Raw genomic sequence first — 24680 nt, forward strand, 5'->3', positions numbered from 1 at the left:
TGTCCGGTCAGGTCAGGTCGTCCCAGCGGGCCGCCAGCAGGCGCTCGCCCCCGGCGGAGAGGTCGCCGAACAGCCGCAGCCTGGCCAGGCCCCCGTCCGGGTGAATATCGACCCGCACATGCGTGACCTCCGGCGGGACAGTGGCGGTGTCGAGCCGGAAGCGGTGCCGCCCGTCCGGCTGGACGCGGGTGCGGCCCAGCAGCTCGTGCCAGGCCCCCGGGTCCTCCAGGTCGCCGGAGCGCGCGTCGATCCCGGACAGCGACACCTGGGCCGGCGCGTTGAACCTCAGATTGCTGGTGTCGATCTCGGCGAGCCGGACGATCCCGGGCGCCGCCAGCCGCACGATCGCCCAGTCGTTGCCCGGTCCGCGCCGCCGCGCCGTCTCCCAGCCCTCCGACTGGTCGCGGGCCGTCCCGGGGAACAGCATGTTGGCCGGGGACGAGTAGAACTCGTCCGAGCAGCTCAGCACCCGCGCGCCGTTCTCCAGGGCCGCCAGGTCGACGGTCAGGCCGGTCAGCAGCCTGGGGTCCGGGACGGCCTCGCCGTGGACGCGCAGGCGGGCGACGCCCCCGTCGGGGAAGATGTTCAGCCGCACGTGGGTGAAGCGGCGCGGCACGTCGACGGGGAAGGAGTGCTCCGTGTCCCCCTTCAGCGGGCTTCTCGGGACGATCTCCGTCCAGGAGGCGCCGGCGACCTCCGCCGCCGAGGGGTGACCGGGGACCGCGCACGCCTCCACCGAGGCGTGCGGCGGGTAGTTGCCCTTGAACCAGGCCGTGTCGACGACCACGCCGTGGATCACGCCGGGCAGCCCGAGCCGGACGATCGCCCAGTCGTGTCCCAGCTCGCCGTCCTCGCCGGGACGGCGCCGGGCGGTCTCCCAGCCGTCGTACTCCTGGCCCTTGGCTCCGAACGTCCCCGGGCTGAACCGTGGCGCCCACGGGTTGAGCAGGTTCTCCTTCGCCGCGAACGACTCGTCGCTGGCGGAGATCACCGACCCGCCGAGGGTCCGCAGGGCCAGGTCGGGCAGCGAGGCGAAGCCGGTCACCCGGCCTCCAGCAGCACACCGCGCGGCGTGCCGTCCAGGTCCACGACCTGGCCGCGTAGCCAGGTCGCCTGGACCGAGCCGCCGAGCGTGCGTCCCGCGTACGGGGTGACGGGGTTGCGGTGCCGCAGCCGCGACGGGTCCACCGTGAAGGACGCGCCGTCGTCGAAGGCCACCAGGTCGGCGTCCACGCCGACCGCGATGCGTCCCTTGCGGGCGGACAGCCCGGCCAGGGCGGCGGGGCTCTCCGCCATCCAGCGCACGACGTCGCCCAGCCCGAACCCGCGCTCGCGCGCCGCCGTCCAGACGGCGGGCAGCCCGATCTGGAGGGACGAGACGCCGCCCCAGGCGGTCGCGAAGTCGCCGTGCTTGAGTTCCGGGGTGCAGGGCGAATGGTCGCTGACGACGCAGGAGATGACGCCGTCGGCGAGGCCGCGCCAGAGCTTCTCGCGATTGCGCGCGTCCCGGATGGGAGGGCAGCACTTGAACGCGGTCGCGGTCGGGCCGGGCACGTCGTCCGCCGACAGGGTCAGGTAGTGCGGGCAGGTCTCGGCGCTGATCTGCAATCCGCGCGCCCGCGCCTCGGCCAGCGGTTCCAGGCAGTCGGCGGCCGACAGGTGGAGGATGTGCGCGCGCACGCCGGTCTCCTCCACCAGCCGGATCACCCGCTCGACGGCGCGGCGCTCGGCGTCCGGCGGCCGGGAGGCCAGGAACGCGAAGTAGCCGCCGTCGCGCGGGTCGGCCAGTGCGGCCGGGTCCTCGGCGTGGACCACGACGAGGCCGCCGAACACGGCGACCGCCGCGAACGCCTCCCGCAGGCCCGCCTCGTCCAGCGGCGGGAACTCCGGGACACCCGAATCCGACATGAAGCACTTGAATCCGGCGACCCCGGCCTCGTGGAGGGCGCACAGCGACGGCGCGTTCCCCGGGATCGCGCCGCCCCAGAACGCCACGTCCACCCGGACCTGGTCGCGTGCCGCGTCCCGCTTCGCCCACAGCGCCTCCGGCGTGGTGGTCGGCGGCGTGGAGTTGAGCGGCATGTCGACCAGCGTGGTCACGCCTCCCGCGGCGGCGGCCCTGGTCGCAGTGGCGAAGCCCTCCCATTCGGTACGGCCCGGCTCGTTGATGTGGACGTGCGTGTCGACCAGGCCGGGCAGCAGCGCCGTCGCCCCCAGGTCGATCTCGGTGTCGGCGGCGAGCCGGGCGCCGTGGTCCGCGACGGCCGCGATCCGCCCGTCCCGGACCGCCACCGCGGCGGGCCGCACACCTTCGGGCAGCACCGCCCGCGACGAGCGGATCACCAGGTCGTGGACGTTCATGCGCTCGCTCATGGCGCGCCGCCGAACACGATGTGCTCGGGCCGCACCGGGATGCGCGTGAGGGGCCGGCCCGTGGCGTCCCGGATGGCCGCCACGATCGCCGGGGCGGACGAGATCGTCGGCGGCTCGCCCGCGCCGCGCAGCCCGTAGGGGGCGTTCGGATCCGGATATTCCAGGATGTCGAGCCGCATCGGAGGCATGTCGAGGATCGTGGGGATCAGATAGTCGGTGAACGAGGGGTTCTGGATCTTCCCGCCCGACACCACGATCTCCTCCATCAGCGCCAGCCCGAGCCCCTGGGCCGAACCACCGTGGATCTGCCCCTCCAGGGCCTGCCGATTCATGATCTTGCCCACGTCCTGGACGGCGGCCAGCTCCACCACCTTGACCAGGCCGAGGTCGGTGTCCACGTCCACGACGGCGCGGTGCACGCACAACGCGAGCTGGACATGGCTGGCGCCCTGCCCGGTGGCCTCGTCCATCGCCGCGGTCGGCTTGTGGTGGAACTCGCGGGTCTCCTCGATGGTCCCGTCGACGGTCGCCGCGCCGAGGATCTCCTCGATGGACGCGACGACGCCCGCGCTCCGCGACACGATCTTGCCGCCGGCGAGTTCGAGATCGCGGTGCCCGAGGCGACGCGCGGCCAGGTCGAGCAGCCGCGCCCGCACCGCCTCGCACGCCGCCTTCACCGCGCCGCCGGTCATGTACGACTGGCGCGAGGCCGAGCTGGACCCCGCGTCCCCCGCCCGGAGATCGGCCGGCTGCACGGTGACCTTCTCCACGCCCAGTTCGGTACGGGCGATCTGCTCCTGGAGCGTGACCAGGCCCTGGCCGACCTCGGCCGCCGCGGTGTGCACCAGCACGGCCGGCTCACCGCCGATCACCTCCAGCCGGACCCTGGCGGTGGAGAAGTCGTCGAAGCCCTCCGAGAAGCAGATGTTCTTGATCCCGATGCCGTAGCCGACGCCGCGCCGCACGCCCTCGCCGTGCGTGGTCTGGGACGCGCCGCCCGGCAGGTTCCGCAGGTCGACATTGCTTCTGGGGGCGGACCCCCAGACCCCCAGGGCTTCGCCCGAAGGGCGGTCGGAGGTGTCCAGCGGCGGCGGCATCGGGACGCGCCCCACCCGGTCGAGCATCGCGGCCATGGGCGCCGGGGAGTCGATGACCTGGCCGTTGGCCAGCGCCGAGCCCTGCGAGACGGCGTTGCGGCGGCGCACCTCCAGCGGGCCGAGCCCGCAGGCCGCCGCCACCCTGTCCATCATCGACTCGTAGGCGAAGCACGCCTGGACGGCGCCGAACCCGCGCATCGCGCCGCACGGCGGGTTGTTGGTGTAGACGCCGTACGCGTCGATCCGGAGGTTGGGGATCTCGTACGGGCCGACGCCGAGCGAGGCCGCGTTGCCGACCACGGCCGCGGTCGAGGACGTGTACGCGCCGCCGTCCAGGATGATCTCCACGTCGGCGTACAGCAGCCGCCCGTCCTCGGCGGCGCCGTACTCGTACCGCATCAGCGCGGGATGGCGGTGGACGTGCCCGTGGAACGACTCGCGCCGGTCGTAGGACATCTTGACCGGCCTGCCGGTGCGCAACGCCAGCATGGCGGCGTGGATCTGCATCGACAGGTCCTCGCGCCCGCCGAACGCGCCGCCGACCCCGGCCAGCGTCATCCTGATCTTGTCCTCGGGCAGGCCCAGGCACGGGGCGATCTGCTCCAGGTCGCCGTGCAGCCACTGGGTCGAGACGAACAGGTCGACCCCGCCGTCCTCCGCCGGGACGGCCAGACCCGACTCGGGTCCGAGGAACGCCTGGTCCTGGATGCCGACCTCGTACTCGCCGCGCACCACGACCGGGGCGCCCGCCCTCACGGCGTCCACGTCGCCGACGCGGACGGGCTGGTGCCGCGCGACGCCCCCGAGCGGCTGCACCTTGTGACCCTCCGGGTCGGCGAGGACCGCCCGCGGATCGACGATCGGGGTCCGCACGTCCCAGTCGATGGCGATCCGGCCCGCGGCGCGGCGCGCGATCTCGGGATGGTCGGCGGCGACGAGCGCGATCGGCTCGCCCTGGTACCGCACCTCACCGGCGGCCAGGACGGGCTGGTCGGGTTCGGCGCCGAGCCCGTACAGCGGGCGGCCCGGCACGTCCTCGTGGGTCAGGACGGCGTACACCCCGGGCGTGGCGAGCGCCGGGCCGATGTCGATGGACCGGATCGTGGCGCGCGGGTGCGGGCTGCGCAGCGTGGTGCCCCACAGCATCCCGTCCATCCACAGATCCGAGGCGTAGGCGAACTCACCGGAGACCTTCAGGGTGCCGTCGGGGCGCCGCGGGCTCTCCCCCACGCCACCGCGGGTCCGGGGCATCACATCGCTCTGGGTGCTCATCGCGCCGCCAGCTCCATGAGACGGCGGTGGGCGGCGGCGCCGCGGCGTCCCGCCTCGTCCTGGGGGACGGTGACCAGCGTGTCGTCCTCCACCACGGTCCGGCCGCCGACCAGGAGCCGGTCGAGCGGGGGCGTCTTGCCGAACGCGAACGCGACCACGGGATCGTCGATCGCGTCGTAGAAGCCGCCGAGCCGCCACAGCGCGATGTCGGCCAGCTTGCCGGGCTCCAGCGAGCCGATCTCGTCGTCGCGTCCGAGGCAGCGGGCGCCGCCGAGGGTCGCGATCTCCAGCGCCTCGCGGGCGGTCAGCGCGGCCGGCCCGTACCGGGCGCGTTGCAGGTACATGGCCTGCCGGATCTCCCCGGCCAGCGGCACCATCTCGGCGGACGCCGACCCGTCCACGCCCAGCCCGACCGGCGCGCCCGCCTCCAGCAGGTGCGCGATGCGCGCGATGCCCGCGCCCAGCCGCGCGTTGGAGCTGGGGCAGTGCGCGACGCCGGTACGGGTCTCGGCGAGCCGCTTGACGTCGGCGTCGTGCAGGTGGACGCAGTGCGCGAGCCACACGTCCTCGCCGAGCCACCCGAGTTCGTCCAGGTACTCGACGGGGGTCATGTTGAACTGCTCGCGGGTGTGCTCCTCCTCGTCCAGGGTCTCGGCGAGGTGGGTGTGCAGGCGGACGCCCTTCTCGCGCGCCAGCCGCGCCGACTCGGTGAGCAGTTCGCGGCTGACCGAGAACGGCGAGCACGGCGCCACCGCGACGCGCAGCATCGAGCCGGGCGCGGGGTCGTGGTGGCGGGCGATGGCGTCCTCGGTCTCGGCCAGGATCGTGTCCAGGTCCTCGACGACCTCGTCGGGCGGCAGCCCGCCCTCGCTGCGGCCCCGGTCCATCGAGCCCCGGCACGGGTGGAAGCGGACGCCCAGCTCGGCCGCCGCCTCGATCTCGGCCGCGAACAGGTCGCCGCGTCCCTTCGGGAACACGTAGTGGTGGTCGGTGGAGGTGGTGCAGCCCGACTTGGCCAGCCAGCCGAGTCCCGCGCTCGCCGCGCCCCGCACGACCTCGGCGTCCATCTTCGACCAGGGCTCGTACAGCGTGGTGAGCCAGTCGAACAGGGTGCTGCCGGTGGCCAGGCCCTGGCTCGCCCACTGGTACAGGTGGTGGTGGGTGTTGACGAGGCCGGGCGTGGCCAGGCAACCGGAGGCGTCGATCCGTTCCCCGTCCCGCGCCGGGGCCGGGCCGGGGCCGACCGCGGTGATCCGGTCGTCCTCGACGACGATGTGCCCGCCCGGGTGCTCCTCCCCCGAGACGGTCACCACATGGGCGTTCTCGATGATCGTCTTCATGCTCCGCCCCCGTCCCGGCGACGCGCGGCGGCCAGGCGCACCGCGTCCAGGATCTTCTCGTAGCCGGTGCAGCGGCACAGGTTCCCGGCGAGGGCCTCGCGGATCTCCGCGTCCCCCGGGTCCGGGACGCGGTCGAGCAGCGCGTGCGACTGGACGATCAGGCCCGGGGTGCAGAACCCGCACTGCACCGCGCCCGCCTCCACGAACGCCTGCTGGACGGGGTCGAGCCGGTCGCCGTCCGCGAGCCCCTCGACGGTGCGGACGTCGCGGCCCTCGGCCTGGCCCGCCGCCACCAGGCACGCGCACGCGGTGACGCCGTCGAGGTAGACCGTGCAAGAGCCGCATTCACCCTGCTCGCAGGCGTTCTTGGAACCCGGCAGTCCCATCCGCTCGCGCAGCACGTACAGCAGGCTCTCCCCCTCCCAGACATCGTCGACGGTCTCCTTCGAGCCGTTGACGGTGAACGTGACACGCATCAAGAAGCCTTCCTCCCGGTCGTGTACTCGTCCCATGCCCAGGCGAGGGTGCGGCGCGCCATCACGGCCAGGGCGTGCTCGCGGTAGCCAGCGGTCCCCCGGACGTCGTCGATGGGGTCGGCGGCCTCCTTCACCAGCTCGCCGAAGCGTTCGGCGGTCGAGGGCGGGATCGGGGCGCCGCCGTCCCAGTCCAGCTCGGCGGACAGGAACTCCTCGGCGGCGACGGCGCGGCGCGGCGTCGGGGCGGCCGAGCCGACGCCCGTCCGCGCCCGGCGCTCGCCCGGACGCAGCGCGATCGCGAACGAGCACACCGCGATCACCATCGCGTTCCTGGTGCCGATCTTGGAGAAGTACTGCGGGCCGGTGGCGGGGGCCGTCCAGAACGCGCGGATCAGCTCGTCCGGCTCCAGCGCGTTCCGCTTCACCCCGGTGAAGAACGCGGAGGCGGGGATCATCCGGACGCCGCGCTCGGCCGACTCCACCTCGATCTCCGCGTCCCCGGCCAGCAGCGGCGGGTGCGCGTCCCCCGCGGGCGAGGCCGCGCCCAGGTTGCCGCCGACCGTGCCGCGGTTGCGGATCTGCGGGGAACCGACCGTGCGGGACGCCTGCGCCAGCCCCGGCAGCCGGTCGCCCAGCTCCGCGACCAGGCGGGCGTAGGTGACCCCCGCGCCGATCCGCAGACGGCCGTCCGCGGTGCCGTGCTCGGCCAGTTCCCGGATCCCCGTCAGGTCGAGGAGCGCGCCGGGACGGCGCTGATCGAAGTTGAGCTCCACCATCACGTCGGTGCCGCCCTGGAGGGGCAGCGCGTCGGGCCGGGCGGCCTTGGCGGCCAGCGCGTCCTCCCAGGTCAGGGGGCGCAGGAAGTCCATCTCGTCATCCTCCCTACGCCCAGGCCGCCGGGGCGGGCGGCGCGCCGTCGTCCAGGACCGTGCCCTCGATCAGCCCGTACGGGCGGTCGGCCGCGAAGTACACCTCGTTGTCGTTGTCCATCCCGAACGGGGTCAGATCGACCAGGAAATGGTGCTTGTTGGGCATCGCCAGCCGGATCTCGCAGATCCCGGGCTGGGTTTCGAGCACGCGCCGTCCCATCCGGTAGAGGGTCTGCTGGAGGGAGAGGCTGTGCGTCCCGGCGAAGGTCTCCAGCAGGGATGCCCGCGCGGCCTGGAAGGAGGCCGCGAAGTCGGCCCGCGTCTCCCGGTGCCGCCACCGCGCGGTGACCGCCGTCGCCAGGACGCGATCACGGGTCGGCTGGAGCGTGGTGAACTCGTCCTGAAGGAACCCGTGGAACTCGCTGCCCGTCGAGTTGAGCACGACCAGGTCCTTCAGCCCGGACACCACCGACTCGGGCCCGCCCGTCCCGTCGCTGTGGACCAGCGCCGTGCGGACCTCCGTCCCGGACCGGACGAACGAGTGCCCGCTCTCGCCCGGGATCCGCGACCAGGCGTACTCCTCCACCTCCACCCGGGCATGGAAGATCGTCGGGTGGGCGTCCACGAAATGCCGCGCCAGGAGGAGGGCGAACTCCTCGATCTCCCCGATGCCGTGCTTCGCGGCGAACGCGTACACGGTGTTCTTCTGCGAATCGGTCGGCAGCACCGCCGCGTTGTCGCCCGTCAGATGGACCTCGTCCATGTCCCCGGAGAGCGACACCCCCACGTTCAGATCCTTGAGGTGATGGGTGGCGCCGTCCCTGGTCACGCGGACGACCCTGGTCTCCGCCTTCCCGTACCGGTTGGGCCCGAGCACGATCGCCATCCGGCTCAGCCCTCCGTTTCCCGTCCCAGCAGCTTGACCAGCCGCAACTGCACGATCTTCCCCAGTTCTCCGCGTACGATCCTGCGTTCCGCCTCGGGCGGGTTGCCGAGCCGCCGCTCCAGCGCGGCGAGCATGTCGGCGGCGCCGAGCCCCGTGGCGCAGATCAGGAACACGTGGCCGAAGCGCTCCTCGTACCGCCGGTTGCCCTCGGCGAGCGCCGTCCTGACCCGCTCCTCCGCCGCGTCCATCCCGGACTGCTCGCGCCGGGACCAGGACGCCTCGCGTCCCCTGCCCTCCGGCCGCTCGCCGATCCGCGGATGCGCGCGCAGGGCCTCCTCGATGTCCGCCCAGTCCAGCCCGTCCAACGCCGCGGCGGCGGCGTCGCGCAGCGCGGGAAGGCCCTCGTACGGCCTCCCGCCCGCGACCGCCGCCGCCCAGCGCCGCGACGCGCAACAGGCCAGCAGCGAGTCCTCGGCCGCCGCCGCCGGCAACGCGTTGAGCTCGTCCAGGGTCACCGAACCCCTCCTCCGCCTCGTGCCAGCAGTACACACAGGCCACCGCGCGCCGGTGAAGCCACAAGACCTCCGAACCGCGCACCCCCGGTCCGGCGGGTTTTCGTAGCTTGGTCCAATAGGAGGACCATGAAGCTGCGCGCGCTGCTCGACATGCCCGAACTGGGGCTGCGGGCGATCACGGGTGAGGACGCGCTGGACCGCGAGATCCGGTGGGTCGTCACCACCGACCTGCGCGACCCCAGCCGCTACCTCAGCGGGCGCGAGCTGGTCCTGACCGGGCTGGTGTGGTGGAAGGAGCCCGCCGACTCGGAGGTGTTCGTGCGGGCGCTGGCCGCGTCGGGCGTGTCCGGCCTGGCCGCCTGGGACGTCGAGCGCGGCCGCATCCCTCCCGATCTGGTGGACGCCTGCCGGCGGCACCGGATCCCGCTGTTCCAGGTCCCCGAGCACGTCGCGTTCGCCACGGTCACCGAGCAGGTGGTGCGGCGGCTGTCCACGGCGCGGGCCGCCGACCTCGGCGCCGTCCTGGACCGGCACCGCCGTCTGGTCGCCGGTCTCACCAAGGGCACCGGGCTGGACCCGGTGCTGGAACTGCTGGGCCGTGACCTGGGCATGCGGTGCTGGGTCCTGACGCCGTCCGGCCGCCTGGTCGCGGGACCGGAACGCCTGGACGCCGATCCACCCGGTCTCGCCCGCGCCTTCCTCGCCGCGCCCCGGCTCCCCCACGTGCTGGGCTCGCCGCCCCTCACCCTCCTCCCGGTCGCCCCGGAGACCACGTCGCGGGTCGCCGACTGGTTCATCGCCTGCGAGGGCGACTGGAACGAATGGCCCGCCGAGCGCCGCGCCCTCACCGACGAGCTGGCCGCGATCGCCGCGCTGGAACGGGCCCGGCTGGACGACCGCCTCAGCACCGAGGGCCGCCTCGCGCAGGAGCTGATCCGTCTCGTGGCCTCGGGGACCGAGGAGGTCCAGTCCCATCTGAGGCTCACCGGCGCCGACCTCGCCGCGCCGTTCACCGCGGTCGTGGCGACGGCCGGGGGCGGGCTGCGCCCCGGCGAGCTGCGCACCGTGCTCGCGGAGATCCTTCCCGGCCGGCCCCTGCTGGGGCTGCTCGGTGACGAGGCGATCGCGCTCGTCCAGGCCGGGACCGACCTGGCCGGGTCGCTCCGCGAGTCGCTGTCGGCGCTGGCCCCGGGCCTCACGGAGCTGGCCGTCGGGGTGAGCGACCGGGTCCGCGCGGGCGAGCTGCGCGGCGCCGTGGACGAGGCCCGCTACGCCCGCCGCCTGGCCGCGGCCCGGAACGACCCGGTGTGCGTCGTCGGGCACGACGAGCTGGGCACGCACCTCATCCTGCTCGCCAGCGTCCCGGACGACGTGCGGCACATGTTCACCGAGCGCCTGCTCGACCCGCTTCGCGCGTACGACGAGGTCCACAGGGCCGATCTGATCCGGACCCTGGAGGCGTTCCTCCAGCACGACGGCTCGTGGACGCGCTGCGCGGAGCATCTCCACCTGCACGTCAACTCGGTCCGCTACCGCATCCAGCGCATCGAGGCCCTGACCGGCCACGACCTGTCCCGCCTTGAGGACCGCGTCGACTTCTTCCTGGCCCTCCGCCTCCGCTGACCACCGAGCGTGCTCCCCTGAGCGCGGACGGGCATCCGGAGCGCTGAAACTATCGGCGGGGGTCATAGGCGGGGGCCGGGGGCGGGCGGACGATCACGGCGACGACGCCCCGTCCGGGGCGTGCCCCTCCCCGTGAAGTGAGGCTCCCATGAGACCAGTGCGAAAGGGCGGGCGGCTGCTAGCCGCGTTGCTGAGCACACTGCTGGCGACGGTGTTAATGGCGGTGCTCGTGCCCGCCTCCGCGGAGGCGGCGGCTCCTCCCCGGCCGCAGAGCGATCCGTTCTACCGGCCGCCGTCCCCGCTTCCGGCGGGCAGGCCGGGCGACGTGATCCGGAGCGAGGCGGTGACCGCGTGGGTCCTGCCGCTGGTTCCGATGAACGCCCGTGCATGGCGTGTCATGTACCTGTCGACCGACGCCAAGGGACGGCCCAACGCGGTCACGGGGACGGTCCTCGTCCCGCGGAAGGCATGGAACGGCCCAGGGAAACGGCCACTGGTCGGCTATGCGATCGGGACGCACGGGCTCGGCGACCATTGCGCCCCTTCGTACGGGCTGCGCATCGGGCTGGACTACGAGTCGGTGTTCATCAACGCCATGCTGGCCAGGGGCTGGGCCGTGGTGGTGTCGGACTACGAGCAGCTCGGCACACCCGGCGTCCACACGTACATGGTGGGCCGCTCGCAAGGGCACGCCGTTCTCGACTCGCTCCGTGCGGCGACGCGCCTGGACGCCGCCGGGCTGCCGGGTGACTCCCCGATGGGCGTGTCCGGCTACTCCCAGGGCGGCACGTCGGCGGGATGGGCCGCGCAGCTCAAGGACGAGTACGCGCCCGAGCTGCCCATCAAGGGCGTGGCGGCGGGTGGTGTGGCCGCGGACCTCTCGGAGGTCGCCGAGCACCTGGACGGCAGCCTGTTCTTCATCCTGCTTGGCGCGGCGGCGGTGGGCTTCGACTCGGCCTACCCGGAGCTGCCGTTCACCGAGCATCTCAACGCCGCGGGCAGAGCGCTGATGGAGGACGCCCAGGACGACTGCATCGTGGACGCCCTCACCAAGGCGCACTTCAAGCGGATGTCCGACTATCTCAACGTGGACCTGCTGAACACCCCGGAGTGGCAGGAGAAGCTCCGCGCGAACCGCCTGGGCGGCGGCGCGTCACCGTCCATGCCGGTGTTCCAGTACCACGCGATCTACGACGAGATGGTGGACGCCTCCCAGGCGAGGACGCTGCGCAGGGAGTGGTGCGGCGCGGGCACGACGCTGCGCTGGCACGAATACCTGCTGCCTGAGCACGCCCTCGCGGCCTTGGGAGCGGCCGGCGATGTCCAGAGCTGGCTCGCCGACCGCTTCGCCGGCGAGCGCGAGGCCGGCAACTGCTGATCGGGCCGATCGCCGCTCAGGCGCGGCGCCGGTGTCGGCTCCACTGTCATGGGAGGATGCCGTCGATGTAGCCGCCGTCGGCCCGTACGGCGGCCCCGGTGGTGGCCGAGGCGTACTCGGAGCTGAGGTAGACGACCATGTTGGCGATCTCGTCGGGCTCGATGAGGCGCCTCAGCAGCGAGTGCGGGCGGTGCTCGGCGATGAACCGCCGCTGGGCATCCTCCCAAGGCAGGTCGTGGCCCACCATGTCGGCGACGAACTGCTCCACGCCGCCGGTGTGCGTGGGCCCGGCCATGACGGTGTTCACCGTGACCCCGGTGCCCGCCGCCGCCTTGGCGTAGCCCCGCGACACGGCCAGCAGCGCGGTCTTGGTCATCCCGTAGTGCACCATCTCCTCGGGGATCATCACGGCCGAGTCGCTGGCGATGAACTGGACGCGTCCCCAGCCCCGCTGCATCATCCCGGGCAGGTACTGGCGCGTCAGCCGGACCCCCGACAACACGTTGATCTCGAAGAAGCGGCGCCACTCGGCGTCGTCGATCTCCAGCACCGGCCGCGGGCCGAAGATCCCCAGATTGTTGACCAGGATGTCGACGGCGGGGAACCGTTCGAGCACGGTGTGCGCGCCCGCGGCGGTGCCGAGATCGGCGGCGACGCCGTCGAGGTCGGCGTCCGGCAGCTCCTCGCGCAGCTCCTTGAGCGTCCCGGCGACGCTCTGGTCCGACCGGCCGTTGATCACGGTACGGGCGCCCGCGCGGGCGAGCCCGGCCGCGATGGCGCGCCCGATCCCCTGGGTCGATCCGCTGACGAGGGCGGTCCTCCCGCTGAGTCCGATGTCCATGCAACTGTCCCTTCCCTGGCGTCGTTCACGAATCACATGATCGCCACCAGGCACGCGTGCCGCCCGTTACCAGGTGGAGGCGCCCTTGAAGGTGGTCTCCGCCGGGGTGTAGCCGAGGATGGTCGTGGCGGCGGTGAGGTCGAGGGTCCGTTCGACCGCCAGGTGGCTGATCGCGTAGCGGGTGAGCCGGGGTGGTTCAGGGCGGCGTGTCAGCAGGTAGGCGCCCTCCATGGCCGCGGCGAGCGGACGAGCGGCGGACGCGGGCAGGTAGAGCGGTCGGGCCTTGACGCCGCGTTCGGCGAGGAGCGCCCGTAACGCGGTGTCGATGGTCACCGGCTCGGCGTCGGCGATGTTGAAGATGCCCGTCCCCACCGGGCCCATGGCCGCGCGCAGGCATGCCTGGACGAGGTTGTCGATGGAGGTCAGGCTCACCCGCTGACGTCCGTTCCCCACGGCGGGCAGGATCGGCCCGCGTACGGACGACAGGAGGCGGGGCAGCAGTGTGGTGTCCCCAGGGCCGTACACCGCGTGCGGGCGGAGGATCACCGCCTCACGCTTCGCCGGGCCGCGCCAGAGCGCCCGTCCATACCCGCGCATGACCGACAGCACGGCGCGCTCGGCCGCCGCCTTCGACGCCCCATAGGCATTGAGGTAGCGAGGTGCGGGCGCCTGGTCCTCCCTGGCCATGACCGTCGGGCTGTACGGGTCGTACACGCTGGCCGTGCTCACATGCACGAACCGGCCCTTGGGGAAGGACGCGAGGACGTGCTTCGTACCGGCGAGGTTGGTGGCGAAGAGGGTGGAGGCCGGGCCCCAGTCGGTGACGCTGCCCGCGCAATGGATGACGGCGTCGACCACTGGAGCGTCCCGCAGCGGGCCTTGGGTCAGGTCCCACGAGCGGTAGGGCGCACCGGCGACGTGTTCCGGTTCGACCTGGGGACGGCGGCCATAGGCGAACGGCTCGATCCCTTGGCCGACGAGGGCCCTGCATACGGCGCCGCCCACGAATCCCGAGGCGCCCGTCACGGCGATCCTCATGACGTACCACGTACCAGGTCGCGCAGCCGGTCGCGGTCGAGCTTGCGGGATCGCCCGGAACGGGGCAGCTCGGTGAGGACGACGATGCGGTCCGGTAGCGCGTCGTGGTCGATGAGGTCCGGGAGGCGCCGCCGGAGCCGTTCGGGGTCGGCGTCGCCGACGATGGCCAAGACCACCTCTTCGTCGCCGGTCTCCGGATCGGGCACGCCGACGATGGCGGCCTCCGTGACACCGTCGACCGCCGCGATGGCGGGCTCGTACAACCCTGGGTACAGGTTGAACTTGCCCCGGATCAGCATGTCCTTCTTGCGTCCGGTCAGGATGAGGCGGCCATCGGCGTCGAAGCGGGCGAGGTCGCCTGTGGGCAACTCGGTCATGGGGGCGTCGCCCAGGTAGCCGCGGCACAGATTGGGCCCGGACAGGTACAGCTCACCGTCGTCAGGTGCGATGCGCGCCTTGACCAGAGGTGTGCCGAGGAGGTCGCCACCGGCCCAGGACTCGGTGTGGGCCAGCTTCTCTTGGGCGGAGGCGATCGCCACGGGGAGGATTTCGGTCATCGCGTAGACGGAGAGAACCTTGGCTGAGGGGGCTGCGGACAGGGCACGGCGCAGGATCGCCGGAGGGGCCGGGGCCGCGCCCAGAAGAACGTAGCGCAGGGCCGCGGGCAGCGTGGGACGGACCTCCAGGATCTCGGCCAGGTGGACCGGAACGCAGAAGGTATGGGTGGCGCCTCGTTCCTCTAGCAGGCGAGCGAAATCCGCTGGAGAGCAGGAAAGAGGAGGCATCGACCAGCGCGCGCCCGAGATGAGGGTGGGCAGCCCGAGCATGAGCTGGTCGGTGTGGACGACGTCCCCCGGCCCCAGCGGAAGCCGTTCACGGAACAGGTCCAACGCGGCGGCCAAGGACGACTGGGTGTGCACCACCGCACGCGGGTGCTCGGTGGTGCCGGACGTGAAGATGACGGCGGCCTCAGCGTCGGGGTCACCGGAGCCGGATTCGGCGGCTTCGGCCCGCCCACTCACCAGTTTCGTGAACGGCAGCGCGCCGCGCGGCACCCCAGGCAACCACCGCCCAACGTAGATATGGCGCAGCTTGCCCTGGCCCGGGACTTCCAGCGAACCTAGCTCGGGCAGCAACAGACCGTGGCGTCGCGCGTAGGCGCGCACCGGCCTCAGGCGGCTTCCCGCATAGAGAACGGCTTCGGCCGCAGACCACCGAGGACGCGCCAAGCGAAGCCGCGCCGTGAACATCTCGGGCCCCGCGCCGGGGTCGGCGAACACCACGGCCCCGCCTGCGGCCACCACGCCCAAGGCCAGCACGACCGCCTCAGGTGATGGACGCACGGAGAACAGCACCCGGTCTCCCGGACTCAGCCCGGCGTCGACCAGGGCACGGCGTACAGAGAGCACCTGGCGCTGTAGCTCGCCGTAGCTCAGCTCCGTCCCGTCCCCGGCGACCAGCGCGACGGCCTCGGGCGTCGCGGCGGCCTGGTCCAGCAACCTTCCGACCAGCGTCATGCCTTTCTCACCCCTTTCTCACCATCAGCCGCGCATAGCTCGGGATCAGGACGCGGCGGGACGGGGAGCGGCGCACCACCTTCAGCGGCGCGGCCGCGAGGACGGTACGGGCGATCGCGCGGGTCTCGGCCATGGCCAGCGGGTGGCCGATGCAGAAATGCGGGCCCGCCCCGAACCACAATCGGCGCAGCTCGGGCGGGTGCGGCGACGCGTCGGCATCGAACGGGCCGTACGCGCGGCAGCAGTTGTGCGTGGCGATCACGACGCGGTCGCCGGGCCCGACCCGCACGCCGCCGATCGCGGCGGGGCGGTGCACGCTCCGCAACATGACCGGCGTGGGCGTGGTCACCCGCATGGCCTCGTCGATCACACGGTCCAGGACTCCCGGGGCCAGGAGCGCGGCGTCCAGCCGTCCCGCGTCGTGCAGGAGCGCGATCAGGCGGGGGACGAACGTGGCGACGGTCTCGGTGCCGGTGAGGAAGAACGCGCCGGCGGCCCCGCGCGCCTCGGCCTCCGACAGGCCGAGGGCGCGCATCCGCCCCATCACCGTGGTCTCGTCGCCGGACGCGTACGCCTTGGCGGCGATGTCGCCCAGCGGGCCGAGGACGGAGCGGGCCTTCTCCACCTGGGAGTCCGACAGCCGGCGGGTGCGCAGGGTCACCATGGACACGATCCGCTCGCCCTGCTGGAACAGCCGCCGCCAGTCGTCCTCGGAACGGGTCTCCAGCCCGATGACCTCGCAGATCACGGCGCCGGCCATGACCCGTACGGTGTCCACCAGGTCGGCGACGGCACCGCGCGCCAGCCGGTCGGCCAGGCGCGCCAAGGGTTCGTCCAGCACGCGAGCGCACAGCGCCTCGGTGTAGGAGGGCGTGAACAGCTCCGAGAGGCGGCGCCGCAGCGCGCGGTGCGCCTCCCCCTCCATGTTCAGGAGCACGGACGGCCCGAGTACGGGCGTCCAGAGGTCGCCTGGAGAGCCGGGCCCGTCCTTACGGAACGTCTCGCCGTCCATAAGGACCTCGCGGGCGATCGCGGCCTCGTTCACCACGACCCCGACACCGCGCACCCGTACGACAGGGCCTAAGCGGGCCAGCCCTCGCATCAGCGGGTACGCGAACGGATGCGCGGACAGGTAGAGCCGCCGCTCCCAGTCGGTGCTCACCGCACGTCCCCTATGCGGATGTCCACGATCTCGGGTGTGTAGCGGTGGTCGGCGTACCAGCCGAGCGTCCCGATGAGGCCGTAGGCGCGCAGCCGCCGCACCGACCCGTAGACCACCATGTCCTTGCGGAGCCCGTACGCGCGTGTCAGGCGGCGCACCTGGTTGACCAGCGCGCGGTCCTCGTGGACCTCCTCGATGCGGGTACGCGGGAAGCCGCCCGCGCGTTCGTACAGCGAAGCGGTGATGGCCACGTTGCAGCCCGGCATCATCACGTACGGGCCGAGCGAGAGCGGGTCCCGGTTGCCGGGGCGGAACCGGCCGAACAGCGCGGCGATCCCGATCACGGCGGGCAGCAGGCGCCGCTCCCACAGCTTGAGCCGGAACTCGTCGGTGCGGGGGCGCAGCGGCCCGCTGACCATGTCGAGCCCGTCGCCGAACGCCCGCTTCACGGCGGCGATCCAGCCGGGGTCCGGGAGGCAGTCGGCGTCGGTGCGGGCGAGGTGCGGGGCCCCACCGGCGATGGCGTGCCGGAAGCCGGTGTCGGCGGCGGCGCCCGTCCCCTTCTGCGGCTCCGTGATGATCCGTACGGGAAAGGGAGCGGCGAAGGAGCGCACCACCTCGGCGGTGCGGTCGGCGCTGCCGTTGTCGACCACGACCAGGGTGAAGTCCGTGTCGGTCTGCTCGGCGAGGCGCCGCAGCGTGGCGCCGATCGAGCGCTCCTCGTCGTACGCGGGGATCACGACCCACAGCTTCATCACGGCCTTCATCCCGGCCTCCATCACAACTCCGCCAGCAGGACGCCGAGGCTGACACCGCCCGCCAGCCCGATGAACGCCACCAGGTCGCCCGGCCCGCACCGTCCGGTCCGGAGTGCGATGTCGAGTTGCAGCGGCAGGGACGCGGACGCCAGGTTGCCGTGCTCGGGCAGCGTGACGACGAGCCGGTCCGCGGGGATGCCGAGGACCGACCGCAGCACCTCCAGGTACGGCATCGTCACCTGGTGGACGCCGATGAACGCGAAGTCGTCCCATGCCAGCCCGGTCTTCTCCAGCGCGGTCAGGAACAGCTCGGGACCGGCCGCGAGAAAGACGTCCTTGAGCCGCCGCCCGTCGCCGCTGAAGTAGCCGAACTCCGGGTCGCGGGGGTGCATCGATCCTCCGCCCGGCAGCGTGCCGACGTCCCAGGCGGCGGAGACGGCGGTGAAGTCCCGGTAGAAGATGCCGCCGTCCGGCGCGGCCTCGACCAGCATCGCGGCGCCGCCGTCGGAGAGCGTGTAGCCGGCGAAGGCCTCCACGAACCGGGCGCGGTCGGCGACCTTCCAGCGGATGGCGCGGGACGGGCTCTCCCCCGTGCACACCAGCACCCGCTCGTGCTGCCCGGTGCGGATGAGCGCGTCCGCCAGTTGCAGGCCGTTCAGGAAGCCGTTGCAGGCGTTCTTGACGTCGAAGACCGGGCAGGACGCGCCGAGCTTGGCCGCGACGATGTGGGCGGTGGCCGGTTCGACCAGGTCCTGCGAGGCCGACGCGAAGATCAGCAGGTCGAGCCGGTCCGGGCCGTGGCCGCCGTCGGCCAGCACCCGGCGGGCGGCGGCGACGGCCAGGTCGGACGCCTGCTCGTCGTCGGCCATGACATGCCGGGTCACGATGCCGGTCATCCGCTGGACGATGGTCGGGTAGGGCCGGTAGCCGTCGCTCTCGGCCGCGATCCTGGCCTCCACCTCGGCGCTGGTGAGGGTGCGCTCGGGCAGGTGGGAGGCGACTCCCGCGATGCGTGCTCTCACTGGTCCGGGCCCCCGTTCCTCGATGGCATGGCACCAGCCTCAGCGGTCACCGCCGCCGCCGACCAGGGAGACCCTACGGAACCCGGGATAGGCACTTCACCTCGGACCCGGATGAGTACCGACACTCACGACTCTGAGCGGTATGCCCTATCGAGCCCGGACGATCCGGGCGGAAGACTCTCCCTGTGATCGGAACGGGGACTGTGATGAGAACGGGGACCGGTGCCGCCGCGGCCCGGCATGAGGCCAGGCTGCTGTGGAGCGGGAACAAGGGGCTGTTCGCCCTGCTGGAGGCCGCCAGGCACACCGGGCCCATAACGCGCGTGCCCAAGCTGGGATGGGTGGTGACCGACCCGCTGCTGGCACGGCAGGTCCTCAACGACCATGCGCGGTTCAGGATGGTGGGCGAGGGCGGGGTCGGCCACATGTGGGGCCAACTGTTCGGGGACGAGATGGCGGGCTTTTTCGGAGGCGCCCGCCATACGGAGGTGCGCACCAAGGCCCGCGACCTCTTCACCGAGGACAGCGCCCGCCGCCTGGTACAGCGCTCCCAGGGCTCGTACTACACCGCCCTGGCCAGGCGGCTGGCGGCAGGCGAGACGGTGGACGTGGCCGACGCGACCCGTGTGCTGGCAGGACGCCTGGTCTGCGACCTCCTGGGGCTGCCCGCCGATGAGCCGGACGACACGTACCGGAAGGTCTTCGCCGCAGGGGAACGCCTTGCCGCGCTCGCGATGGGCACCACCGCGTCCACGGAACTCGCCCCGAAAACCCTGGCCCGAGCGAGGGCCATTGTGGACGAGATCACCGCCGGGGTGGACGACGCCTACCGCACGGCCGGTTCCGACACCATCCTCGGTCGTTGCAGGGAAATGGGCCTGGGACTGCCCTTGGCGCGCGGGCTGGCCACGCTGCTGGCCATCGCGGGCACGGAAACCGGGTCGTCCGGCACGTCCCGTACGGTGGCGCTTCTGCACGACACAAGGCAGCAAGGTGCGCTTCTGGCCGACCCAAGCCTGATGGAGAACGCGGTGCGGGAAGGCTTGCGCGTCTCCACGCCCGCCCCTGTCATCGGACGCCATGTCTCGCGCGACGCCACGGTCGGAGGGCGGCGGCTACGGGCGGGCGACCGGGTCCTGCTGCTCACCTATCTCGCCACCACGAGCGTCGGCGCGTTCGACATCAGGCGCGACTACGTACCCGAGACCCGGCAGTTGTGGTTCGGCGGCGGGCGTCACCTGTGCCTGGGCGCCGCGGTGGCCCGGACGCAGGTCACCCGGATGCTGGAGACGCTGCTCTCCCAGGGGCGCCCGTACCGGATCGTGTCGCGCCGCGCCGCCACGCGGGTCCTGGTCCCGGCCTACGCGAGCCTGCGCGTCACGCTGGCGCCGCACGGAGGGGGCCGCCCTTCCGCGCGAAAATAGAACCGGTTACAGTCGTGGGCGAATCTCGTTCTACAAGGAGAGCCCATGGGCAGGCCCGTGATCGTGGAGGCGGTACGCACGCCGATCGGCAAGCGCAACGGCTGGCTCGCCGGCCTCAAGGCGCAGGCCGTCCTGGCGCACGCGTACACGGCGCTGCTGGACCGCGCCGGCCTGGACGGCGGCGAGGTCGAGCAGGTCTTCGCCGGCTGCGTCACGCAGGCGGGCGAGCAGGGCGGGCACGTGGGACGGTACGCGTGGCTGTACGCGGGGCTGCCATGGCAGACCGGCGTCACGACGATCGACGCGCAGTGCGGGTCGGCGCAGCAGGCCGTGCACCTGGCCGCGTCGCAGGTCGCGGCCGGAGCCGTGGACGTGGCGATCGGCGCGGGCGTCGAGGTGATGAGCCGGTCGCCGCTCGGCAGCAACGTGCTGCCCGCCAACCCGCGTCCCGACGACTGGTCGCTCGACATGCCCAACCAGTTCGAGGCCGCGGAGCGGATCGCCGCCCGGCGCGGCATCACGCGCGCCGACCTGGACGCGTTCGGGGCGCGCTCGCAGCGGCTGGCCGCCAAGGCGTGGGCGGACGGTCGGTTCGACCGGGAGGTCGCGCCGATCGAGGCCCCGGTGCTGGACGGCGAGGGCGATCCCACTGGCGAGACCCGCACCGTCACCCGCGACCAAGGTCTGCGCGACACCACCGTGGAGGGCCTGGCCAAGCTCAAGCCGGTGCTGGGCGAGGGCGGCCTGCACACGGCGGGCACGTCCTCGCAGATCTCCGACGGCGCGTCCGCCGTCCTGGTCATGGACGAGGACAAGGCGCGCGCGCTCGGCCTGCGCCCCCGCGCCAGGATCAGGGCGCAGGCGCTGGTCGGAGCGGAACCGTACTACCACCTGGACGGGCCGGTGCAGTCGACCGAACGCGTGCTGGGCCGTGCGGGCATGGCGATGGCGGACATCGACATCACCGAGATCAACGAGGCGTTCGCCTCCGTGGTGCTGTCGTGGGCGTCCGTCCACAAGCCCGACCTGGACCGGGTGAACGTCAACGGCGGCGCGATCGCCCTGGGGCATCCGGTCGGGGCGACCGGCGCCCGGCTGGTCACCACCGCGCTGCACGAGCTGGAACGCCGCGACGCCGCCACCGCACTGGTCACCATGTGCTGCGGCGGCGCGCTGTCCACCGCCACCATCCTCGAACGGATCTGATCGCGTGCCATCACTACCGGCGGAGCCACCCGAAGCGACCCCTCCCTTTCCGAGCGGTACGGAGGGTCGTCCCCCGACGCAGGAAAGGCCGGGCCCGGCGGGGCCGGAGGATCTGGGCGGGGGTGTGTGGAGCGTTCCCGTGCCGATCCCGGGCAACCCGCTCGCCTACACGCTCGTGTACGCGCTGGAGAGCCCGCGCGGGCCGGTGCTGGTCGACGCGGGCTGGGAGCACGAGGACGCCTGGTCGGCCCTCAAGAACGGGCTCGGCTCGTTCGGCATCGACATCGCCGACGTCTACGGCGTCGTCGTCACCCACTTCCATCCCGACCACGCGGGTCTGGCCGGACGGGTCCGCGAGGCGTCCGGCGCCTGGGTGGCCATGCACGCCGACGACGCCGCGATCATCCGGACGTTCCGCGAGGTGCTCGGCAAGGACGTCGACCGCTCCTGGGAGAGGGAGAACCTGCGCAGGGCCGGCGCGGACGAGCGCGAGCTGGCAGAGCACAGCGGCCGGGACGGCGTCGATCCGCCCGCGCTCCCCGACCGCGAGCTCGCCGACGGGGAACTCGTGGACCTTCCGGGCCGGCGGCTGCGCGCGATCTGGACGCCCGGCCACAGCCCCGGCCACATCTGCCTGAACCTGGAGGACGCCGACCGGATCTTCACAGGCGACCACGTCCTGCCGCGCATCACCCCGCACATCGGGCTCTATCCGTACGACACCCCGGACGTGGACCCGCTCGGCGTCTTCATGGGCTCGCTGCGGCGCATCGCGGCGCTGGACGTCGGCGAGGTGCTGCCCGCCCACCAGTACCGCTTCAACGGTCTCGCGGACCGCGCCCGGGACATCATCCGCCACCACGAGGAACGCCTGGACGAGGTCGCCGCCCTGCTCTCCGCCGAGCCCCGCACGCTCTGGGAGCTGGCCGCCGGGATGACGTGGCGCGGCGCCTGGGACGAGATGTCCATCACATCGCGCCGCATGGCCGCGGGCGAGGCCGCGGCCCATCTCCGCGCCCTGGAGCGGCGCGGCGTCGCACGCCGCGAGGGCGACGACGACCCGCTGCGCTTCGTCCGCGCGCGCTGACGGGCGCCCCTCAGCCTCCCTCGGCCTTCTTCGGCCTCCTTCCCGGGGTCTTGATGAGACTCGCGTCTCATGTTAGAACCTGTTCTAGGTCACGACCAAGCAAGCGCTCAGTTTCGCTCCGGCGCGATCCCCTCGACGACCACCCCGCCGCCCCGCGGCCACCCCGGCACGAAGGAGCTCCATGGCCTCGCAGATCGGCACCGGGCTCGGCACCGTCCCCGGCATCGACGTCATCGACCCCGGCGTCTACGAGCGCGGGGGCGTCCCGCACGAGGCGTTCGCCTGGCTTCGCGAGCACGACCCCGTCCACTGGCATCCCGACCCCAACGAGGGCGTCCCCGGCTTCTGGGCGGTGACCAGGCACGAGGACGTCATCCACGTGTCCCGCCACCCGGAACTGTTCTCCTCGCACGCCAGGACCGCGATGTTCGAGGAGTTCACCGACGAGGACCTCGCCCTGTACGGGATGATGATGCTCTTCCAGGACCCGCCGGACCACACCCGGCTGCGGGCCATGGTCAACAAGGGCTTCACCCCGCGCATGATCGGGCGGCTCGAAGACCACATCCGGGAGATCTGCCACGAGCTGATCGACGCCGCCGCGCCCCTGGGGTCCTGCGACTTCGTGGAGCGCTTCGCGGCGCCGCTCCCCCTCTACACGATCTGCGAGCTGCTGGGCGCGCCGCTGGAGGAACGGGAGAAGATCTTCCGCTGGTCGAACACGCTGGTGGCGTTCAACGACCCCGAGTTCATCGGCGACCGGTCGGAGTCGGCGGCGTGCGCCGCCGAGTTCTTCGCCTGGGCGGGCGAGCTGGCCCGCGAGCGCTCCGCCACCCCGCGCGACGACATCGTGACCAGGCTGCTCCAGCCGGGGCCGGACGGCACCCGGCTCAGCGAGGAGGAGTTCCAGCTCTTCGTCCTCATGCTGGCCATCGCCGGGAACGAGACCACCAGGACGGCCACCGCCGGAGGGATGCGGGCCTTCTTCGAGCACCCCGACCAGTGGGAGCGGCTGAAGGCCGACCGGAGCCTGCTGCCCACGGCGGTGGAGGAGATCGTCCGGTGGGTCAGCCCGATCAACCAGTTCCGCCGCACCGCCATGCGGGACACCGAGCTGAACGGCAAGCGGATCAAGGCGGGCGACAAGGTCGTGCTGTTCTACGCCTCGGCCAACCACGACGAGCGCGTGTTCGGCGATCCGTTCACCTTCGACGTGGGCCGCGACCCCAACCCGCACCTCGGGTTCGGCGGCGGAGGGCCGCACTTCTGCCTGGGGACGCATCTGGCGCGGATGAACCTGCGCATCGTCTTCGAGACGATCCTGGACCGGATGCCCGACATCCGCCCGGCCGGCGAGCCCCGCCGGCTGCGCTCCAACTTCGTCAACGGCTTCAAGGAAATGCGGGTCGAGTTCACTCCCACTCCTCGCGTCCGGAAGGGAGACTGAAACAGGTTCTTGCCCGCTCCACCCCCGATGAGGAGTCCGCGGCGATGACGAACATCCACCAGACCGGCGTCCCCCACCCCACGATCCCCGGCATCGAACTGGTCGATCCCGACGTCTACGAGCGCGGCGGCGTCCCCCACGACCAGCTCGCCCTCCTGCGCGAGCGGGCGCCCGTGTACCGGCACCACGGCGACCCGTCCCGGGGCAACCCCCCGTTCTGGGCCGTGACCCGGCACGAGGACGTCGTGCACGTCTCCCGGCACCCCGAGCTGTTCTCGTCCTACGAGCGGCTGGCGCTGTTCGACGAGCCCGAGCCCGATCACCTGGAACTGCAACGGCTGATGATGCTCAACCAGGATCCGCCCGAGCACTCCAAGAAGCGGAGCATCGTCAACCGCGGCTTCACCCCGCGCGCCATCGGGGCGCTGGAGGAGCACATCCGCGGCATCTGCCGCGAGCTGGTGGGCGAGGTCGCGGCGCGGCTGAGGGCGGGCGGCGAGGCGGACTTCGTCACCGACATCGCCGCCCCGCTCCCGCTGTACGTGATCTGCGAGCTGCTGGGCGCGCCGCCCGAGGACCGGGAGAAGATCTTCCACTGGTCCAACACGCTGATCGGCCGCGAGGACCCCGAGTTCCAGACCTCCGCCGAGGAGGGCGAGCGGGCGGCCGCCGAGCTGTACGCCTACGCCGAGGAGCTGGCGGCCGAGCGGCGCGCCGAGCCCCGCGACGACATCGTGACCAGGCTGCTCCAGCCGGACGCCGAGGGCAACGAGCTGACCGGCAACGAGTTCGAGCTGTTCGTGATGCTGCTGTCGGTGGCGGGCAACGAGACCACCCGCAACGCCGCGTCCGGCGGGATGCTCGCCCTGTTCGAGCACCCGGACCAGTGGGAGCGGCTGCGCGCCGACCCGTCCCTGGTCCGCACCGCCGCCGACGAGATCGTCCGGTGGGTGACGCCGGTCAACCTGTTCCGCCGCACCGCCACCCAGGACGTCGAGCTGGGCGGGCAGAGGATCGCCGCGGGGGACAAGGTCGTGGTGTTCTACGCCTCGGCCAACCGGGACGAGCGGGTCTTCGAGGACCCGTTCACCTTCGACGTGGGCCGCGACCCCAACCCGCACCTCGGGTTCGGCGGCGGGGGGCCGCATTTCTGCCTGGGCGCGCACCTTGCCCGGCTGGAGCTCAGTGTGCTCTTCGAAACACTTTTGGACACCATGCCCAATATCCAACTCTCCGGTAACGTCCGGAGGCTAAGGTCTAGTTTCATCAACGGCATCAAGGGGATGCCGGTGCGGCTGCGACCGGACTCCCCTGCCGGCCGGCCCGGCTGACCGGCCGGCCTACGGACA

The 24680-nt window shown here is 72.5% G+C and carries 21 protein-coding genes; 7 read left to right on the plus strand and 14 right to left on the minus strand.

The genetic code is table 11. From position 1 onward, the window contains the following. Positions 1–7: 7 nt before the first annotated feature. The 8 genes from alc to uraD are packed head-to-tail and all read right to left on the minus strand — an operon-like array spanning position 8 to position 8828. Entirely contained in the window at positions 8–1045 is a 1038-nt protein-coding gene (alc, locus tag ACGWYJ_RS15750; RefSeq protein ID WP_395106714.1) for an allantoicase, read from the minus strand. Further along, on the minus strand, positions 1042–2373 hold the full coding sequence (gene allB / locus ACGWYJ_RS15755) for an allantoinase AllB (protein ID WP_395106715.1): 1332 nt from the start codon (positions 2371–2373) through the stop codon (positions 1042–1044). Before allB ends, alc begins: the two co-directional genes overlap by 4 nt. Next, entirely contained in the window at positions 2370–4742 is a 2373-nt protein-coding gene (gene pucD / locus ACGWYJ_RS15760; protein WP_395106716.1) for a xanthine dehydrogenase subunit D, read from the minus strand. Before pucD ends, allB begins: the two co-directional genes overlap by 4 nt. Beyond that, entirely contained in the window at positions 4739–6082 is a 1344-nt protein-coding gene (locus tag ACGWYJ_RS15765; protein ID WP_395106717.1) for an 8-oxoguanine deaminase, read from the minus strand. Before ACGWYJ_RS15765 ends, pucD begins: the two co-directional genes overlap by 4 nt. After that, positions 6079–6558: a (2Fe-2S)-binding protein gene (locus tag ACGWYJ_RS15770; protein ID WP_395106718.1), complete on the minus strand. Its 480-nt coding sequence runs from the start codon at positions 6556–6558 to the stop codon at positions 6079–6081. Before ACGWYJ_RS15770 ends, ACGWYJ_RS15765 begins: the two co-directional genes overlap by 4 nt. Further along, complete coding sequence (locus tag ACGWYJ_RS15775; RefSeq protein ID WP_395106719.1) at positions 6558–7427, minus strand: FAD binding domain-containing protein; 870 nt, start codon at positions 7425–7427, stop codon at positions 6558–6560. Before ACGWYJ_RS15775 ends, ACGWYJ_RS15770 begins: the two co-directional genes overlap by 1 nt. Positions 7428–7440: 13 nt before the next feature. Beyond that, positions 7441–8313 carry a factor-independent urate hydroxylase gene (gene pucL / locus ACGWYJ_RS15780; RefSeq protein WP_395106720.1) on the minus strand — a complete coding sequence of 291 codons (873 nt, stop codon included), beginning with the start codon at positions 8311–8313 and terminating at the stop codon, positions 7441–7443. A 5-nt stretch (positions 8314–8318) separates the two neighbouring features. Beyond that, positions 8319–8828, minus strand: coding sequence for a 2-oxo-4-hydroxy-4-carboxy-5-ureidoimidazoline decarboxylase (gene uraD, locus ACGWYJ_RS15785; RefSeq protein WP_395106721.1), 510 nt, complete (start codon positions 8826–8828; stop codon positions 8319–8321). A 126-nt stretch (positions 8829–8954) separates the two neighbouring features. On the opposite strand from uraD, the gene ACGWYJ_RS15790 reads away from it, so the two are divergent. Continuing rightward, entirely contained in the window at positions 8955–10451 is a 1497-nt protein-coding gene (locus ACGWYJ_RS15790; RefSeq protein ID WP_395106722.1) for a PucR family transcriptional regulator, read from the plus strand. A 148-nt stretch (positions 10452–10599) separates the two neighbouring features. Then, the gene (locus ACGWYJ_RS15795) at positions 10600–11829 is read left to right on the plus strand and encodes a lipase family protein (protein ID WP_395106723.1); all 1230 of its coding nucleotides are present in this window, start codon (positions 10600–10602) and stop codon (positions 11827–11829) included. Positions 11830–11875: 46 nt separating this feature from the next. Here the strand turns inward: ACGWYJ_RS15795 and ACGWYJ_RS15800 are convergent, their stop codons facing one another. From ACGWYJ_RS15800 to ACGWYJ_RS15825, 6 genes are all read right to left on the minus strand, one after another. Continuing rightward, complete coding sequence (locus ACGWYJ_RS15800; RefSeq protein ID WP_395106724.1) at positions 11876–12670, minus strand: SDR family NAD(P)-dependent oxidoreductase; 795 nt, start codon at positions 12668–12670, stop codon at positions 11876–11878. Between the two features lie 66 nt (positions 12671–12736). After that, positions 12737–13708 (minus strand): NAD-dependent epimerase/dehydratase family protein, encoded by a 972-nt coding sequence (locus ACGWYJ_RS15805; RefSeq protein WP_395106725.1) that lies wholly within the window; start codon positions 13706–13708, stop codon positions 12737–12739. Next, positions 13705–15225: a class I adenylate-forming enzyme family protein gene (locus tag ACGWYJ_RS15810; RefSeq protein WP_395106726.1), complete on the minus strand. Its 1521-nt coding sequence runs from the start codon at positions 15223–15225 to the stop codon at positions 13705–13707. Before ACGWYJ_RS15810 ends, ACGWYJ_RS15805 begins: the two co-directional genes overlap by 4 nt. A gap of 7 nt (positions 15226–15232) precedes the next feature. Beyond that, the gene (locus ACGWYJ_RS15815; protein ID WP_395106727.1) at positions 15233–16387 is read right to left on the minus strand and encodes a cytochrome P450; all 1155 of its coding nucleotides are present in this window, start codon (positions 16385–16387) and stop codon (positions 15233–15235) included. Further along, on the minus strand, positions 16384–17154 hold the full coding sequence (locus tag ACGWYJ_RS15820) for a glycosyltransferase family 2 protein (protein WP_395106728.1): 771 nt from the start codon (positions 17152–17154) through the stop codon (positions 16384–16386). The genes ACGWYJ_RS15815 and ACGWYJ_RS15820 overlap by 4 nt, the downstream gene beginning before the upstream one ends. 11 nt (positions 17155–17165) lie before the next feature. Then, positions 17166–18167, minus strand: a complete 1002-nt coding sequence (locus ACGWYJ_RS15825) for a 3-oxoacyl-ACP synthase III family protein (protein WP_395106729.1) — start codon at positions 18165–18167, stop codon at positions 17166–17168. A 206-nt stretch (positions 18168–18373) separates the two neighbouring features. Between ACGWYJ_RS15825 and ACGWYJ_RS15830 the strand changes: the two genes are divergently transcribed. The 5 genes from ACGWYJ_RS15830 (at position 18374) to ACGWYJ_RS15850 (ending at position 24662) form a co-directional block, all read left to right on the plus strand. Continuing rightward, complete coding sequence (locus tag ACGWYJ_RS15830) at positions 18374–19591, plus strand: cytochrome P450 (RefSeq protein ID WP_395106730.1); 1218 nt, start codon at positions 18374–18376, stop codon at positions 19589–19591. 45 nt (positions 19592–19636) lie between these two features. Further along, positions 19637–20797 carry a steroid 3-ketoacyl-CoA thiolase gene (locus tag ACGWYJ_RS15835; protein WP_395106731.1) on the plus strand — a complete coding sequence of 387 codons (1161 nt, stop codon included), beginning with the start codon at positions 19637–19639 and terminating at the stop codon, positions 20795–20797. 139 nt (positions 20798–20936) lie between these two features. Beyond that, positions 20937–21884, plus strand: coding sequence for an MBL fold metallo-hydrolase (locus ACGWYJ_RS15840; RefSeq protein WP_395106732.1), 948 nt, complete (start codon positions 20937–20939; stop codon positions 21882–21884). A 181-nt stretch (positions 21885–22065) separates the two neighbouring features. Next, on the plus strand, positions 22066–23331 hold the full coding sequence (locus ACGWYJ_RS15845; protein WP_395106733.1) for a cytochrome P450: 1266 nt from the start codon (positions 22066–22068) through the stop codon (positions 23329–23331). Between the two features lie 44 nt (positions 23332–23375). Next, positions 23376–24662 carry a cytochrome P450 gene (locus ACGWYJ_RS15850; protein ID WP_395106734.1) on the plus strand — a complete coding sequence of 429 codons (1287 nt, stop codon included), beginning with the start codon at positions 23376–23378 and terminating at the stop codon, positions 24660–24662. Positions 24663–24680 lie beyond the last annotated feature (18 nt).

The organism is Actinomadura sp. SCN-SB, from assembly GCF_043906805.1.
In the GTDB taxonomy this organism is placed as follows: domain Bacteria; phylum Actinomycetota; class Actinomycetes; order Streptosporangiales; family Streptosporangiaceae; genus Spirillospora.

What these genes read in the sequence shown, in the direction of transcription:
- allB (WP_395106715.1), bottom strand. Translation starts at nt 2,373, where the DNA reads ATGAGCGAGCGCATGAACGTCCACGACCTGGTGATCCGCTCGTCGCGG.
- pucD (WP_395106716.1), bottom strand. Translation starts at nt 4,742, where the DNA reads ATGAGCACCCAGAGCGATGTGATGCCCCGGACCCGCGGTGGCGTGGGG.
- ACGWYJ_RS15765 (WP_395106717.1), bottom strand. Translation starts at nt 6,082, where the DNA reads ATGAAGACGATCATCGAGAACGCCCATGTGGTGACCGTCTCGGGGGAG.
- ACGWYJ_RS15770 (WP_395106718.1), bottom strand. Translation starts at nt 6,558, where the DNA reads ATGCGTGTCACGTTCACCGTCAACGGCTCGAAGGAGACCGTCGACGAT.
- ACGWYJ_RS15775 (WP_395106719.1), bottom strand. Translation starts at nt 7,427, where the DNA reads ATGGACTTCCTGCGCCCCCTGACCTGGGAGGACGCGCTGGCCGCCAAG.
- pucL (WP_395106720.1), bottom strand. Translation starts at nt 8,313, where the DNA reads ATGGCGATCGTGCTCGGGCCCAACCGGTACGGGAAGGCGGAGACCAGG.
- ACGWYJ_RS15790 (WP_395106722.1), top strand. Translation starts at nt 8,955, where the DNA reads ATGAAGCTGCGCGCGCTGCTCGACATGCCCGAACTGGGGCTGCGGGCG.
- ACGWYJ_RS15795 (WP_395106723.1), top strand. Translation starts at nt 10,600, where the DNA reads ATGAGACCAGTGCGAAAGGGCGGGCGGCTGCTAGCCGCGTTGCTGAGC.
- ACGWYJ_RS15800 (WP_395106724.1), bottom strand. Translation starts at nt 12,670, where the DNA reads ATGGACATCGGACTCAGCGGGAGGACCGCCCTCGTCAGCGGATCGACC.
- ACGWYJ_RS15805 (WP_395106725.1), bottom strand. Translation starts at nt 13,708, where the DNA reads ATGAGGATCGCCGTGACGGGCGCCTCGGGATTCGTGGGCGGCGCCGTA.
- ACGWYJ_RS15810 (WP_395106726.1), bottom strand. Translation starts at nt 15,225, where the DNA reads ATGACGCTGGTCGGAAGGTTGCTGGACCAGGCCGCCGCGACGCCCGAG.
- ACGWYJ_RS15820 (WP_395106728.1), bottom strand. Translation starts at nt 17,154, where the DNA reads ATGAAGGCCGTGATGAAGCTGTGGGTCGTGATCCCCGCGTACGACGAG.
- ACGWYJ_RS15830 (WP_395106730.1), top strand. Translation starts at nt 18,374, where the DNA reads ATGAGAACGGGGACCGGTGCCGCCGCGGCCCGGCATGAGGCCAGGCTG.
- ACGWYJ_RS15835 (WP_395106731.1), top strand. Translation starts at nt 19,637, where the DNA reads ATGGGCAGGCCCGTGATCGTGGAGGCGGTACGCACGCCGATCGGCAAG.
- ACGWYJ_RS15845 (WP_395106733.1), top strand. Translation starts at nt 22,066, where the DNA reads ATGGCCTCGCAGATCGGCACCGGGCTCGGCACCGTCCCCGGCATCGAC.
- ACGWYJ_RS15850 (WP_395106734.1), top strand. Translation starts at nt 23,376, where the DNA reads ATGACGAACATCCACCAGACCGGCGTCCCCCACCCCACGATCCCCGGC.